Origin of the sequence: Cellulomonas sp. ACRRI (assembly GCF_022346185.1) — a bacterium.
Classification (GTDB): domain Bacteria; phylum Actinomycetota; class Actinomycetes; order Actinomycetales; family Cellulomonadaceae; genus Cellulomonas.
The window spans coordinates 1-15474 of record NZ_JAKRMS010000010.1 but is presented as its reverse complement, the minus strand read 5'-3'; the positions used below and the strand labels follow the sequence as shown (position 1 = coordinate 15474).

Sequence of the window (15474 nt, the reverse complement as noted above, 5' to 3'; positions counted from 1 at the left end):
ACTGCTGGGATTACCAGCGGTAGTGGGCGAACGCCTTGTTGGACTCGGCCATCTTGTGCATGTCCTCGCGGCGCTTCACCGCGGCGCCCAGGCCGTTGCTGGCGTCGAGGATCTCGTTCATGAGGCGCTCGGTCATGGTCTTCTCGCGGCGAGCGCGCGAGTAGTCCGTGAGCCAGCGCAGCGCGAGCGTGGTCTGGCGGACGGGGCGGACCTCGACCGGGACCTGGTAGGTGGCGCCACCGACGCGGCGGGAGCGGACCTCGAGCGACGGGCGGACGTTGTCCAGCGCGCGCTTCAGCACGACGACCGGGTCGCCCTGGGTCTTCTCGCGGACGCCCTCGAGCGCGCCGTAGACGATGGCCTCGGCGACGGACTTCTTGCCGTCGAGGAGGACCTTGTTGATGAGCTGCGTGACGACCGGCGAGCCGTAGACGGGGTCGACGATCAGCGGCCGGCGGGGGGCGGGACCCTTACGAGGCATCGGTTCAGCCCTTCTTCGCGCCGTAGCGGCTGCGCGCCTGCTTACGGTTCTTCACGCCCTGGGTGTCCAGAGCACCACGGATGATCTTGTAGCGCACACCGGGGAGGTCCTTCACGCGACCGCCGCGGACGAGCACGATGGAGTGCTCCTGCAGGTTGTGGCCCTCACCGGGGATGTAGGCCGTGACCTCGATGCCCGAGGAGAGCTTGACGCGCGCGACCTTGCGGAGAGCCGAGTTCGGCTTCTTCGGGGTGGTCGTGTACACGCGGGTGCAGACGCCGCGGCGCTGCGGGCTGCCCTGCAGGGCAGGTGTCTTCGACTTGTTCGTCTTCGGCGTCCGGCCCTTGCGGACCAGCTGCTGGATCGTAGGCACTACGTCTCCGTCTTGTTGATGAGTCTGGTCTGACCGGCACCCGTCGCCCTGGACGGCCGGCTTGGTCCGGATCGTCGCCCGTCGCGCGACTACCCCGGGGGGTCTTGCGTCCCGAACCGACCCCCGCACCCGGGCGTGTCGGCCCCTCCTGGTCCGCGCACCGGTTCCCGGGGGTCCGGGATCGGGGTGCGGTGGGGGCTGTCCACCCGGCGCCCGAGGTGGTCACCCACCTGAGCGCGCGCGAGGGCCCGACGGCGCGGGCACGGTGTCCCACGTTACTCGGCCGTCACCCCAGGGTCAAAGCACCTGGTGGCGGTCGGCCGGTAGGACGTCCATCACAACAGCGGCGGGGGCCCGGGTGTTCCCGGGCCCTCCCCCGCACGGGCCGAGGGGGCCCGGTCACGCACGCGGCGCGACCGGACCCCCTCGGACCGGTGAGGGTCGACGTCAGCGGTAGTCGCCGAAGTCGATGTCCTCGAGCGGGATCGCCTCGCCCGAGCCGAGGCCCAGGGCGGGGAAGTCGATCTCGTCGTAGCCGAAGGACGGGTACAGCTCGGCCTTCGCCTCCTCGGTGGGCTCCACCGACACCTCGTGGTAGCGGGGCAGGCCCGTACCGGCGGGGATCAGCTTGCCGAGGATGACGTTCTCCTTCAGGCCCAGCAGCGGGTCGCTCCGGCCCGACATCGCGGCCTCGGTGAGGACGCGGGTCGTCTCCTGGAAGGACGCCGCCGACAGCCACGAGTCCGTCGCGAGCGACGCCTTCGTGATGCCCATCAGCTCCGGACGACCCGAGGCCGGCTGACCGCCCTCGGCGACCGCCCGGCGGTTCGCGTCCTCGAACCGGCCGCGCTCGGCCAGCTCGCCCGGCAGCAGGTCCGTGTCACCCGAGTCGAGCACGGTCACGCGACGCAGCATCTGCCGCACGATGACCTCGATGTGCTTGTCGTGGATGTCCACGCCCTGGGAGTTGTAGACCTCCTGGACCTCGTCCACCAGGTGCTTCTGCGTGGCGCGCGGGCCGAGGATGCGCAGGACCTTCTTCGGGTCCACCGCACCCTGGACCAGCTGCGTGCCGACCTCGACGTGGTCGCCGTCGGACACGAGCAGGCGCGAGCGCTTGGTGATCGGGTAGGCGATCTCCTCCGAGCCGTCGTCCGGCGTCAGCACGATGCGCCGCGTCCGGTCCGCCTCGTCGATGGCGATGCGGCCCGAGAACTCCGCGATCGGGCTCTCACCCTTGGGGGTGCGGGCCTCGAAGAGCTCCTGGACACGCGGCAGACCCTGCGTGATGTCCTCGGCCGACGCGACACCACCGGTGTGGAAGGTCCGCATCGTCAGCTGCGTGCCGGGCTCACCGATGGACTGCGCCGCGATGATGCCGACGGCCTCGCCGATGTCCACCAGCTTGCCCGTGGCCAGGGAGCGGCCGTAGCACTTGGCGCAGGTGCCGACGCGCGACTCGCAGGTCAGCACGGAGCGGACCTTGAGCGACTCGACACCGGCCGCCAGCAGGCGGTCCAGCAGGACGTCGCCCACGTCGTCGCCCGCGTTCCCGATGACCTCGCCGTCGATCTCGACGTCGGTGGCCAGGGTGCGCGCGTAGACGCTGGTCTCGACCTTGTCGTGCCGGCGCAGGGCGCCACCGGTGCCCGGGACGCCGATCGGCATCGTCAGGCCGCGCTCGGTGCCGCAGTCCTCCTCGCGGACGATGACGTCCTGGGAGACGTCCACCAGACGACGGGTGAGGTAGCCCGAGTCGGCGGTCCGCAGCGCGGTGTCCGCCAGACCCTTGCGGGCGCCGTGCGTCGCGATGAAGTACTCCAGGACCGACAGGCCCTCGCGGTAGTTGGACTTGATCGGGCGGGGGATGATCTCGCCCTTCGGGTTCGCCACGAGGCCGCGCATGCCGGCGATCTGGCGGACCTGCATCCAGTTACCACGCGCACCCGAGCCGACCATCCGGAACACCGTGTTGCGGGCGGAGAAGTTCTCCTGCATCGCCTTGGCGACCTTGTCGGTGGCCTGCGTCCAGATCTCGATGAGCTCCTGACGACGCTCGTCGTCGGTGATGAGGCCCTTGTCGTACTGGCCCTGCACCTTCGCCGCGCGCGCCTCGTGCTCGGTGAGGATCTCCTGCTTGGCGGACGGGGCCGCCACGTCGGAGATCGCGATGGTCACGCCCGAGCGGGTGGCCCAGCGGAAGCCGGCCTCCTTCAGGGCGTCGAGCGAGGCGGCGACCTCGACCTTCGGGTACCGCTCCGCGAGGTCGTTGACGATCACGGAGAGGCGCTTCTTGTCGACGACGCCGTTCTCGTACGGGTAGTCCACCGGCAGCAGCTCGTTGAACAGCGCCCGGCCGAGCGAGGTCTCGAACAGGTACGGCTGGTCGGCCGAGAAGCCCTCGGGCTCCTGGCCGGGGCCGAACACGAGGCCCTCCATGCGGATCTTGACGACCGCGTTGAGGTCCAGCGAGCCCTGGTCGAACGCCATGATCGCCTCGGACACCGAGCTGAACGCCCGGCCCGCACCCTTCGCGTCCTCCTTGTCGGAGGTCAGGTGGAACAGGCCGATGATCATGTCCTGCGAGGGCATGGTCACCGGACGGCCGTCCGACGGCTTCAGGATGTTGTTGCTCGAGAGCATGAGGATGCGGGCCTCGGCCTGCGCCTCGGCGCTCAGGGGCAGGTGCACGGCCATCTGGTCGCCGTCGAAGTCGGCGTTGAACGCGCCGCAGACGAGCGGGTGCAGGTGGATCGCCTTGCCCTCGACGAGCTGGGGCTCGAACGCCTGGATGCCGAGACGGTGCAGCGTGGGTGCACGGTTCAGCAGCACCGGGTGCTCGGTGATGACCTCCTCGAGCACGTCCCACACGACCGGGCGGGCGCGCTCGACCATGCGCTTGGCCGACTTGATGTTCTGCGCGTGGTTCAGGTCGACCAGGCGCTTCATCACGAACGGCTTGAACAGCTCGAGCGCCATCTGCTTGGGCAGACCGCACTGGTGCAGCTTGAGCTGCGGGCCGACGACGATGACCGAACGGCCCGAGTAGTCGACGCGCTTGCCGAGCAGGTTCTGGCGGAACCGGCCCTGCTTGCCCTTGAGCATGTCGGAGATCGACTTCAGCGGGCGGTTGCCGGGGCCCGTCACCGGGCGGCCGCGGCGGCCGTTGTCGAACAGCGAGTCCACGGCCTCCTGGAGCATCCGCTTCTCGTTGTTGACGATGATCTCCGGCGCGCCCAGGTCCAGGAGCCGCTTGAGGCGGTTGTTCCGGTTGATGACGCGGCGGTACAGGTCGTTCAGGTCGGACGTGGCGAACCGGCCGCCGTCGAGCTGCACCATCGGGCGCAGGTCCGGCGGGATGACCGGGACGGCGTCCAGCACCATGCCGGTCGGCGAGTTCGTCGTGGTGAGGAACGCGTTGACGACCTTGAGGCGCTTGAGCGCACGGGTCTTCCGCTGGCCCTTGCCGGTGCGGATGATCTCGCGCAGGTTCTCGGCCTCGGCGTCCAGGTCGAACGCCTCGAGGCGCTTCTGGATCGCCGCGGCGCCCATCGACCCCTCGAAGTAGTTGCCGTAGCGGTCCTGCAGCTGGCGGTAGAGCAGCTCGTCGCCCTCGAGGTCGGCGACCTTGAGGTTCTTGAACTTGTCCCAGATGGTGTCCAGGCGCTCGATCTCGGCGTCCGCGCGCTTGCGGATCTGCGCCATCTCGCGCTCGGCCGAGTCGCGGACCTTGCGGCGCGCGTCGGCCTTGGCACCCTCGGCCTCGAGCTCGGCCAGGTCGGCCTCGAGCTTCGACGCGCGGGTGTTGATGTCGTTGTCGCGGCGGTCCGCGATCTCCTTGCGCTCCAGGTCGATCTCGTTCTGGAGGTTCGGCAGGTCCTCCTGGCGGCCGTCGACGTCGACCCACGTGATCATGTACGCCGCGAAGTAGATGACCTTCTCCAGGTCCTTCGGGGCGAGGTCGAGCAGGTAGCCGAGGCGCGAGGGCACGCCCTTGAAGAACCAGATGTGCGTGACGGGCGCGGCCAGCTCGATGTGGCCCATGCGCTCACGACGCACCTTGGAACGGGTCACCTCGACGCCGCAGCGCTCGCAGATGATGCCCTTGAAGCGCACGCGCTTGTACTTGCCGCAGTAGCACTCCCAGTCCCGGGTGGGGCCGAAGATCTTCTCGCAGAAGAGCCCGTCCTTCTCCGGCTTCAGGGTGCGGTAGTTGATGGTCTCGGGCTTCTTGACCTCGCCGTGCGACCAGGTCCGGATGTCGTCGGCCGTGGCCAGGCCGATGCGCAGCTCGTCGAAGACGTTGACGTCGAGCAAGGGGTCCTACTTCCTTCGCATGCCGGGGCGCTCGGGGCGCCTGCTTCCGGCGGAATGGAGATGCTGCAAGGGGTGCGGGCGGCCCGCCGGCCCCGGTGAGGGGGCCGGCGGACGCTCGGCGTCAGATCTCGTCGACGGTGCTCGCGGCGTTCGGCCGGCGCGAGAGGTCGATGCCCAGCTCCTCGGCGGCGCGGTACACCTCGTCGTCGTTCTCCCGCATGTCGATCGACACGCCGTCGGAGGACAGCACCTCCACGTTCAGGCAGAGGGACTGCATCTCCTTGAGGAGCACCTTGAACGACTCCGGGATGCCCGAGTCGGGGATGTTCTCGCCCTTGACGATGGCCTCGTACACCTTCACGCGGCCCGGGATGTCGTCCGACTTGATGGTCAGGAGCTCCTGGAGCGTGTAGGCCGCGCCGTACGCCTCGAGGGCCCACACCTCCATCTCGCCGAACCGCTGGCCGCCGAACTGCGCCTTACCACCCAGCGGCTGCTGCGTGATCATCGAGTAGGGGCCGGTCGACCGGGCGTGGATCTTGTCGTCCACGAGGTGGTGCAGCTTGAGGATGTACATGTAGCCGACGGCCACCGGGTCCGGGAACGGCTCGCCGGAGCGGCCGTCGAACAGCCGCGCCTTGCCGTCCACGCCGACCATGCGCTCGCCGTCGCGGTTCGGCAGGGTCGAGCCGAGCAGACCGGTGAGGGTCTCCTCCGGCACGCCGTCGAACACCGGCGTCGCGACCGGGACGCCCGGCTGCGACGACTTGGCGATCTCCGGGACCTCGTCGACCCACGACAGGTCGCCCTCGGCCAGCTGCACGTCCCAGCCCTGCTTGGCGATCCACCCGAGGTGGACCTCCAGCACCTGGCCGACGTTCATGCGGCCCGGGACACCCATCGGGTTCAGGACGATGTCCACCGGGGTGCCGTCCGGGAGGAACGGCATGTCCTCGACGGGCAGGATCTTGGAGATGACGCCCTTGTTGCCGTGGCGGCCGGCGAGCTTGTCGCCGTCGGTGATCTTGCGGCGCTGGGCGATGTAGACCCGGACCAGCTCGTTCACGCCGGCGGGCAGCTCGTCGCCGTCCTCGCGGTTGAACGTGCGCACCTCGATGACCGTGCCGGACTCGCCGTGCGGCACCTTGAGGGACGTGTCGCGGACCTCGCGGGCCTTCTCGCCGAAGATCGCGCGCAGCAGGCGCTCCTCCGGGGTCAGCTCGGTCTCGCCCTTCGGGGTGACCTTGCCGACCAGCACGTCGCCCGCGGAGACCTCGGCGCCGATGCGGATGATGCCGCGCTCGTCCAGGTCCGCCAGCACGTCCTCGGAGACGTTCGGGATGTCCCGGGTGATCTCCTCGGGGCCCAGCTTGGTGTCGCGGGCGTCGACCTCGTGCTCCTCGATGTGGATCGAGGACAGGACGTCGTCCTGCACGAGGCGCTGCGACAGGATGATCGCGTCCTCGTAGTTGTGGCCCTCCCACGACATGAACGCGACCAGCAGGTTGCGGCCGAGGGACAGCTCGCCCTCGTCCGTCGCCGGGCCGTCGGCCAGCACGGAGCCGACCTCGACGCGGGCGCCCTGGTCGACCAGGACGCGCTGGTTGTACGACGTGCCCTGGTTCGAGCGGCGGAACTTCGCCACGCGGTAGGTGCTCGTCGTCGCGTCGTCGTTCGCGACCGTGATGAGGTCGGCCGACACCTCGGTGACCACACCCGGCTTGCTCGCCACGATGACGTCGCCGGCGTCGACGGCCGCGCGCCACTCCATGCCGGTGCCGACCAGCGGCGCCTCGGAGCGGACCAGCGGCACGGCCTGGCGCTGCATGTTGGCGCCCATGAGCGCGCGGTTGGCGTCGTCGTGCTCGAGGAACGGGATGAGCGCCGTCGCGACCGACACCATCTGGCGCGGCGAGACGTCCATGTAGTCGACCGTCTCGGCCGGGACGTCCTCGGTGTCGCCGCCCTTGACGCGGACCAGGACGGTGTCGTCGGCGAACTTGCCGTCGGCGTCCACGGCCGCGTTGGCCTGGGCGATGACGTAGCGGTCCTCGTCGTCGGCGGTGAGGTAGTGCACCTCGTCCGTCACGCGGCCGAACTCGACCTTGCGGTACGGGGTCTCGACGAAGCCGAACGGGTTGATCCGCCCGAACGTCGCGAGCGAGCCGATGAGGCCGATGTTCGGGCCCTCGGGGGTCTCGATCGGGCACATGCGGCCGTAGTGCGACGGGTGGACGTCACGGACCTCCATGCCGGCGCGGTCGCGGGACAGACCACCCGGGCCCAGCGCGGACAGGCGACGCTTGTGCGTCAGGCCGGCGAGCGGGTTGTTCTGGTCCATGAACTGCGACAGCTGGCTCGTCCCGAAGAACTCCTTGATGGAGGCCACGACGGGGCGGATGTTGATCAGGGTCTGCGGCGTGATCGCCTCGACGTCCTGGGTCGTCATGCGCTCGCGCACGACGCGCTCCATCCGGGACAGGCCCGTGCGGACCTGGTTCTGGATGAGCTCGCCCACGGCGCGGATGCGGCGGTTGCCGAAGTGGTCGATGTCGTCCGTCTCGACGCGGACCTCGATCGCCTCGCCGCCCCGCTGCCCCGGCAGGGTCGCGACGTCGGCGTGCAGCGCCGCCATGTACTTGATCGCGGCGACGATGTCGTCCTTGGACAGCACCGAGTCGGCGAGCGGCACGTCGATGCCGAGCTTCTTGTTCAGCTTGTAGCGGCCGACCTTCGCCAGGTCGTAGCGCTTCGGGTTGAAGTAGAAGTTCTCGATCAGCGCGCGGCCGGCCTCGACGGTCGGCGGCTCGCCCGGGCGGATCTTGCGGTAGAGGTCGAGCAGCGCCTCGTCCTGGGTCTGGACGTGGTCCTTCTCCAGGGTGTCGATGACGGCCGGGAACTGCGCGAACTCCTCGCGGATCTCCGACTCGGTCATGCCGAGCGCCTTGAGCAGCACGGTGGCGTTCTGCTTGCGCTTGCGGTCGACGCGGACGCCGACGTTGTCGCGCTTGTCGATCTCGAACTCCAGCCACGCGCCGCGGCTCGGGATCATCTTCACCGAGAAGATGTCCTTGTCGGACGTCTTGTCGGCGGTGCGCTCGAAGTACACGCCCGGGGAGCGGACGAGCTGCGACACGACGACGCGCTCGGTGCCGTTGATGATGAAGGTGCCGCGCTCGCTCATGAGCGGGAAGTCGCCCATGAAGACCGTCTGGCTCTTGATCTCACCGGTGGTGTAGTTCACGAACTCCGCGGTCACGAACAGCGGCGCCGCGTAGGTGAAGTCCTTCTCCTTGCACTCGTCGGCCGTGTACTTCGGCGGCTCGAAACGGTGCTCGCGGAACGACAGCGACATGGTGCCGCCGAAGTCCTCGATGGGGGAGATCTCCTCGAAGATCTCCTCCAGTCCAGCGGTCTCCGGGACGTCCTGCCGGCCGTTCTCGAGAGCGGCGGCGACGCGGGCCTGCCACTTCTCGTTGCCGAGCAGCCAGTCGAAGCTCTCCGTCTGGAGCCCCAGGAGGTCCGGGACCTCGAGCGGCTCGTCGATCCGGGCGAACGAGACGCGGCGGGAGATGGTGCGGTTCGCGATGGCTTCGGACGTTGCGGAGGAGGTGCGCGAGGCAGCCAAGAGGGGTCCTTCCCAGCAGATCGAGTTCCCTGCGACGGGCCCGGCGGTTCGCGACCCCCCGGCCTCAGGCCCAGCGGGCATCGCGTACTACGATGCCGTCGGGCGCGGGTTATACGGGGTCGCGGGCACAGGCCAGCGCAAAGCGCTAGCGTAGTACAGACGTGGCGCGATGTCCACGCGTCGTGGTATGGGGCGTGCGACACACCTGGTCGGGCGTGCCCCGGGCGGCCCGGACCGGGCACTCCGTCGTGCCTCCGGGTGCTGCAACGCCCGCTCCGGCGCGCACATTCCGCGCGCCGCCGCTGCCGGGGAGCCGAGCCGTGACGCCGCACGACCGGCGCCCCCTCCCCGGGCACGACGCAGGCCCGCACCCCGAGGGGTGCGGGCCTGCGTGCGAGGCGACCCGGCGGTCAGCGACCGCCGGAGCGGGTCACTTGAGGGTGACGGTGGCGCCGGCGCCCTCGAGGGCGGCCTTGGCCTTGTCCGCGGTCTCCTTGTTGACGTTCTCCAGGACCGGCTTCGGGGCGCCGTCCACGAGGTCCTTGGCCTCCTTCAGACCGAGCGAGGTGAGGCCGCGCACCTCCTTGATGACCTGGATCTTCTTGTCGCCGGCGGCCTCGAGGATGACGTCGAACTCGTCCTTCTCCTCCTCGGCGGCGGCCTCGGCACCGGCACCGCCGGCGGCGGGGGCGACAGCCACGGCGGCCGGGGCCGCAGCGGTGACCTCGAAGACGTCCTCGAACGCCTTCACGAACTCGGAGAGCTCGATGAGGGTGAGGCCCTTGAACTGCTCGATGAGCTCGTCGGTGGTGAGCTTCGCCATGATGGCGGTTCCTTCCGTTCGGTCCTCGCCGGTCGGGTCGACCGTGCGGGGCAGTGTGGGGAGCGCGTGAGCCGGGGTGGCTCAGGCAGCGGTGTCGGCGGTCTCCTGCTGGACGCGCAGCGCCTCGACGGTGCGCACGGCCTTCGAGGCGGGCGCGGTGAAGAGGTACGCCGTCTGGAACAGCTTGGCCTTCATCGCACCGGCCGCCTTGGCCAGCAGGACCTCGCGGGACTCGAGGTCCGCGAGCTTGGTGACGTCCGCAGCGGTCAGGGCGCGCCCGTCGAGGACACCGCCCTTGATGACCAGTGCGGGGTTCGCCTTGGCGAAGTCACGCAGACCCTTGGCGGCCTCGACCGGGTCACCGGTCACGAAGGCGATGGCGGACGGGCCCTTGAGCTCGTCGGCGATCCCCTCGATGCCGGCTTCCTTGGCCGCGATCGCGGTCAGCGTGTTCTTCACCACGGCGTAGTTCGCGTTGCCGCTCAGCGACCGGCGCAGCTGCTTGAGCTGCGCGACGGTGAGCCCGCGGTACTCGGTCAGCACGGCAGCGTTCGAGTCACGGAACTGGTCCGTGAGCTCGGCGACTGCGGCTGCCTTGTCCGGCCTCGCCATGGCAATCCTTCCGATGGTGGTGCCGCCGGGCGTCGTCCTCGGCCCCGGCACGAGAAGAGCCCCGGCGCAGGCGCCGGGGCTCGCAGTCGACGCGCTCGCGCGCCTCACCATCGAACATCGATCACCTGCGCGGGCCTCCGCGTGAGCGGGACTTCGGGCGGCTCTCGCGCGCACCCCACGGAGGCGGGGAGAGCACGGGGGCCGACGACCTGCGGTCTTGGGCAGCGACCAGAGTACGGCACGCGGCGCCGCGGCCCAAATCCGCAGGCCGGCCGCCTACCGCTCCGCCGTCGCCGCCGGCAGGTGCGCCGCCAGCAGCTCCGCGAGGTGCACGCCCCGCACGTCCGCCAGCTGGTCGGCCTGGGTGCGGCAGGAGTAGCCGTCGGCCAGGAACACGTCGCCGGGCGCGGCCGCGCGGAGCGCCGGGAGCAGCGCGCGCTCGGCCACCTGGACGGACACGTCGTAGTGGCCCGCCTCCATGCCGAAGTTGCCCGCGAGCCCGCAGCAGCCGGCGAGCTCCGAGAACGACGCCCCGGCCTCGGTGAGCAGGGTGTGGTCGGCCGTGTACGTCATCACGCTGTGGTGGTGGCAGTGCGGCTGCACCACGGCGGTGACGTCGGACAGGTCCGGCAGCTGCCACCGGTCCCCCGGCCCGATCGGCGCGGGCGCGGTCAGCAGCTCCGCCAGCGTCCGGGTGGCGCGGGCGACGGCGACGGCCCGCGGGTCCCCCGGCAGCAGGTCGAGCAGGTCCGAGCGCAGCACGGCGGTGCAGGACGGCTCGAGCCCGACGATCGGCACGCCGTTCACCGCGTACGGCCCCAGCACCTCGAGCAGGTGGGTGAGCCGCTTGCGGGCGCCGTCGAGCTGGCCGGTGGAGATCCAGGTGAGGCCGCAGCACGCGTCGTGCTCGGGGACCAGCACCTCGTAGCCGGCGGCCCGCAGCACCGTCACGGCCGCGACCGGCACCGACGGCGCGAGGCTGTCGCTGAACGAGTCGGTCCACAGCAGCACGGGCGGGCGGCCGGAGGTGCCGGTCACGGACAGCGCCCCGGCGCCCTGGGCCGTCGGTGCCGCGCCCGGCCGCGCCTCGACCTCGCCGCGACGCACGCGGGACCGGAACGGGGCGGGCGCGAACGACACCATCTTCCGGCGCGTGTCCATGCCGCCGAGCTTCAGCACGACCTTGGCCAGCGGCCGGACCGACAGCGCGGCGTTGGCCAGCCGCGCGAGCCCCGGGACACCGGTGACGAGCCGGGTCCACCGGGGCAGCCAGCCGAGCGCGTAGTGGTTCACCGGGCGCAGCCGGCCCCGGTACGTGCGGTGCAGCACCTCGGCCTTGTACTGCGCCATGTCGACCCCGGCCGGGCAGTCCGAGGAGCAGGCCTTGCAGGACAGGCACAGGTCGAGGACCTCGTGCACCTCGGGCGAGGACCAGCCGCGGGACACCAGCGTGCCGTTGGCCATCTCCTGCAGGACGCGGGCGCGACCCCGGGTCGAGTCCTTCTCGTCCTTCGTCGCCAGGTACGACGGGCACATGAACCCGCCCGCCGCCGACGAGTCCGCGCGGCACTTGCCGACGCCGATGCACCGGTGCACGGCGGTGGTGAAGTCGCCGTGGTCGTGGTCGAACGCGAAGCCCCCGTGGCCCGCGGGGATCGGCCGGGCGTGCGGGCGGCGCAGGTCGGCGTCCAGCGGTCGCGGTCGGACCAGCACCCCGGGGTTGAGCAGGTCGTCGGGGTCGAGCAGCGCCTTGAACGCCTCGAACGCGCCGATGGCCTGCGCGGAGTACATGACCGGCAGCAGCTCGGAGCGGGCGCGGCCGTCGCCGTGCTCGCCGGACAGCGAGCCGCCGTGCGACGCGACGAGGTGCGCCGCGTCGGTCATGAAGGCGCGCATCGGGTCGCCGGACCGCTCCATCGGGACGTCCAGCCGCAGGTGCACGCAGCCGTCGCCGAAGTGCCCGTACGCCAGGCCGTCGACGCCGTGCCGGGCCATCAGCGCCTCGAGCTCCCGCAGGTACGCGCCGAGGCGCTCGGGGGGCACCGCGGAGTCCTCGAAGCCCGGCCACGCCTGCTCGCCCGACGGCGTCCGGCCGCCGAGGCCGGCGCCGTCCTCGCGGATGCGCCACATCGCGGCCGCCTCCGGCCCGGGCGGGAACACGCCGACCGCGCCGGTGCCGGCGTCGGCCGCCAGGGCGTGCGCCCGCTCCAGCGCCTCGTCCAGGGTGTCGCCGCCGACCTCGCACATCAGCCAGCCCGCGCCCTCGGGCAGCGGCGGGACGGCCGCGGCGCCCTTGACCCGGCGCACGACGTCGACCAGGCGGGCGTCCATGCCCTCGATAGCCAGGGGCCGGTGCGCCAGCAGCGCGGGGACGGCGTCGGCGGCGGTCGCCATGTCGGGGTACCCGAGCACGACCAGCACCGGCGCGGCGGACACGGGCACCAGGCGGACGGTCGCGCCGAGCAGCGTGACCACGGTGCCCTCGGTGCCGACGAGCGCCTTCGCGAGGTCGGCGCCGTTCTCCGGGAGCAGGTGCTCGAGGGAGTAGCCCGACACCTGGCGGCCGAACCGGCCGAGCTCGGTGCGGAGGGTCGCCATCTCGGCGCGCACCAGGGCGTCGAGGCCGGCGACGGGGTCGAGGCCCTTCCCGGCGGTGAACCGCCGCCCCCGCCCGTCGACGACGTCGAGCTCCAGCACGTTGTCGGCGGTCCGCCCGTACGCCACCGCGCGGGGACCGCAGGCGTTGTTGCCGATCATCCCGCCGAGCGTGGCGCGCGCCTGCGTCGACGGGTCGGGGCCGAACCGCAGCCCGTGCGGCGCGGCCGCCTTCTGCAGCATCGCCATGACGACGCCGGGCTCCACCCGCGCGGTGCGCGCCTCGGGGTCGACGTCGAGCACCCGGTTCACGTGCCGCGACCAGTCGAGCACGACGCCCGTGCCGACGGCGTTGCCGGCGACCGACGTGCCGCCGCCGCGTGAGGTCACCGGGGCGCCCAGGCCGCGAGCGACGTCCAGCGCGGCGAGGGCGTCGTCCACGTCCCGGGGGAACACGACGACGGACGGGACCACGCGGTAGTTGGACGCGTCGGTCGAGTACTCGGCGCGCCGGCGGGCGGAGTCGTCCACCCCGCCGGCGACGGCGGCGCGCAGGGCGCGGACGAGCTCGGCGGCGTCGGGGCCGTCCGGCGTGCGGGGGTCGGCGCCCGGGGGGAGGGACGTGGCGGTCGGCACGCGGTCAGTGTTCCACCCGCCCGGGCGCTGGGTGGCGCACCGTCCAGGCCCCGGACGCGACCACGCCCCCGCCGGGCCCGGGTGGGCCGACGGGGGCGTGCGTGCGGCGGTCCGCCGGCTCAGGACTCCAGCGCGGCGTCCAGGGTGATCTCGGTGCCGGTGAGCGCCTTGCTGACCGGGCAGGTCGCCTTCGCGTCGTCGGCCGCCTTGAGGAAGCCCGCCTCGTCGAGGCCGGACACCTCGCCGCGGACCGTCAGCGCGATCCCGCTGATCCGGAAGCCGCCGGCCGGGTCCGGGCTCAGCGTGACGTCGGCGGTGACCTCCAGCGACTCGGGGGTGCCCCCGGCCTCGCCGATCAGCGCGGACAGCTGCATCGCGTAGCAGGACGAGTGCGCCGCCGCGATCAGCTCCTCGGGGCTGGTGGTGCCGCCGGCCTCGTCGGCCGCCCGCTTCGGGAACGACACGTCGTAGGTGCCGACCTTCGAGCTGGTGAGCTCCACCTGGCCGCCGCCCTCGTTGAGGGTCCCGTTCCAGGCGGTGCGTGCGGTGCGAGTGGGCATGTCGGGGCTCCTCACGAGTGGTGGCCGGGCGGCCGGGCGGCCGCCGCGCTGCTCACCGTAGGTCGCCCCGACCGGCCGCGCACCCCCCGGTCCGGGACGTCGCGCCCGCCGGCGTCAGCCGATGTACTCCCAGTGCCACGGCTCCGGCTTCGACCCGGTCGAGCGGGCCCAGGCCGGCAGCGTCCAGCCGTACTCCTCGGCGTGCGCCAGCATCCAGTCGTGCTGGTCGGTGCCGAACGTGTACGCGTTGCCGCCGAGGTCGACCGCGACGCCGCCGCCGTGGTTCGAGGTGCCCGGGGTGGCGCACAGGCTGCCCTTCTGCGCCCGGCACGCGACCTGCTGGCTGTAGGACCGGTAGGAGTCCGTGATGACCAGGGCGGTCCCGAACGCCTGGGTGAAGGCGACGTTCAGCTGCTCCAGCGCCTCCGCGGCGTCGCAGCGCAGCTCCTGGCCCGCCGCGAAGTCGAGCTCGCAGAGCGCCGAGGACGGGATGCGGCCGTTGGCGTAGCCCTCGAGCGACGTCCGCTGGGCCTCCTTGCGCGCCGCCTCGGCGGCGACCCGGGCGGCCTCGGCGGCGGCGGCCGCCTCCTGCGCCTGCTGCGTGACGGTCTGCAGCTCCGCGGTCAGCGTCGCCACCCGGTCGCGGGCGGCGGTGAGGCGGACGGCGGCGGGGTCGGCGTCCGCGTCGGCGGGCGCCTCGGCCGTGGCGGCCGCACCGGTGGGCAGCGCCGACGGCGACGCGGCGGGCTCGCCGGCGTCGTCGTCCGACGTCGTCTGCGCACCGGCGGCGGCCGCGGCGTCCGCGAGGCCCGAGGACCCGGCCTGCTCGACCGCCTCCGCCAGCGCCTCGCCGGACAGCACCGGCGCCGGGGTGCTGTCCGTCGCGGGCTGCAGCGCGCTGAGCGCCGGCTGCTCCGCCTGGGTCGCCGCGATCAGGGTGTCGAGCTCGGCCACCGCGGTGTCCAGCGCGGCGGTGGCGTCGGCGGGGACCGCGGCCGCGATCGCGTCGGCCTTGGCGTTGCCGGCCTCCTGGACCGTGCCGGCGGCGGCCACGACAGCCGCGCCGCGCTCCTGCACCACCTGCGGGGTGAGGGCGGCCTCGGCGTCGGTCGCGCTCGGCGACGGGGTGGGCTCCGTGTTCTTCGCGGCGCCGAACGAGGCGCCGCCCACGGCGGCCGGGGCGATGGCGAACCCGCCCACGCCGAGGGCGAGGCCCACGGCCACGGCGCCCTGCGCCATGCGCGCGGCGGACCGGCGCGGGGCGCGGCGACGGCGGCGCTCGGCGCGGTTGGCGGCGTCGGCCGTGGCGAGGGTGGCCACGGGCACCCCCCGGGACGGCGTGCGCACGGACGCGCGGCCCTCGGCGCGGTGGGAGCCGCGGGCGGTCGCCGGCGCGGCGGCGCGGCGGCCACCGGGGGCGGCGGACCGGCGGCCGGCGCGCCGCCGCGC

9 protein-coding genes are annotated in these 15474 nt (G+C 72.3%); all 9 read right to left on the bottom strand.

The genetic code is table 11. The annotated features are described in order from the left end of the window. Positions 1 to 10: 10 nt before the first annotated feature. Entirely contained in the window at positions 11 to 481 is a 471-nt protein-coding gene (gene rpsG, locus MHY85_RS03955) for a 30S ribosomal protein S7 (protein ID WP_122147699.1), read from the bottom strand. Between the two features lie 4 nt (positions 482 to 485). Further along, the gene (rpsL, locus tag MHY85_RS03950) at positions 486 to 854 is read right to left on the bottom strand and encodes a 30S ribosomal protein S12 (protein WP_122147700.1); all 369 of its coding nucleotides are present in this window, start codon (positions 852 to 854) and stop codon (positions 486 to 488) included. A 447-nt stretch (positions 855 to 1301) separates the two neighbouring features. After that, positions 1302 to 5171 carry a DNA-directed RNA polymerase subunit beta' gene (locus MHY85_RS03945; protein WP_239193352.1) on the bottom strand — a complete coding sequence of 1290 codons (3870 nt, stop codon included), beginning with the start codon at positions 5169 to 5171 and terminating at the stop codon, positions 1302 to 1304. A gap of 121 nt (positions 5172 to 5292) precedes the next feature. Next, positions 5293 to 8799 carry a DNA-directed RNA polymerase subunit beta gene (gene rpoB / locus MHY85_RS03940; protein WP_239193350.1) on the bottom strand — a complete coding sequence of 1169 codons (3507 nt, stop codon included), beginning with the start codon at positions 8797 to 8799 and terminating at the stop codon, positions 5293 to 5295. A 430-nt stretch (positions 8800 to 9229) separates the two neighbouring features. Then, on the bottom strand, positions 9230 to 9622 hold the full coding sequence (gene rplL / locus MHY85_RS03935; protein WP_147794369.1) for a 50S ribosomal protein L7/L12: 393 nt from the start codon (positions 9620 to 9622) through the stop codon (positions 9230 to 9232). Between the two features lie 81 nt (positions 9623 to 9703). Then, positions 9704 to 10234 carry a 50S ribosomal protein L10 gene (gene rplJ / locus MHY85_RS03930; RefSeq protein ID WP_154728239.1) on the bottom strand — a complete coding sequence of 177 codons (531 nt, stop codon included), beginning with the start codon at positions 10232 to 10234 and terminating at the stop codon, positions 9704 to 9706. Positions 10235 to 10510: 276 nt separating this feature from the next. Further along, positions 10511 to 13465 carry an FAD-binding and (Fe-S)-binding domain-containing protein gene (locus tag MHY85_RS03925; RefSeq protein ID WP_374232815.1) on the bottom strand — a complete coding sequence of 985 codons (2955 nt, stop codon included), beginning with the start codon at positions 13463 to 13465 and terminating at the stop codon, positions 10511 to 10513. A gap of 119 nt (positions 13466 to 13584) precedes the next feature. Beyond that, positions 13585 to 14025 (bottom strand): OsmC family protein, encoded by a 441-nt coding sequence (locus MHY85_RS03920; RefSeq protein ID WP_154728237.1) that lies wholly within the window; start codon positions 14023 to 14025, stop codon positions 13585 to 13587. 114 nt (positions 14026 to 14139) lie between these two features. After that, positions 14140 to 15474: D-alanyl-D-alanine carboxypeptidase family protein (locus tag MHY85_RS03915; RefSeq protein WP_239193349.1), on the bottom strand; the 1335-nt coding region annotated here is incomplete at its 5' end.

Bases quoted from the DNA above. Each gene is read 5' to 3' on its own strand.
- rpsG (WP_122147699.1), bottom strand. From the start codon at position 481: ATGCCTCGTAAGGGTCCCGCCCCCCGCCGGCCGCTGATCGTCGACCCC.
- rplL (WP_147794369.1), bottom strand. From the start codon at position 9,622: ATGGCGAAGCTCACCACCGACGAGCTCATCGAGCAGTTCAAGGGCCTC.
- rplJ (WP_154728239.1), bottom strand. From the start codon at position 10,234: ATGGCGAGGCCGGACAAGGCAGCCGCAGTCGCCGAGCTCACGGACCAG.
- MHY85_RS03920 (WP_154728237.1), bottom strand. From the start codon at position 14,025: ATGCCCACTCGCACCGCACGCACCGCCTGGAACGGGACCCTCAACGAG.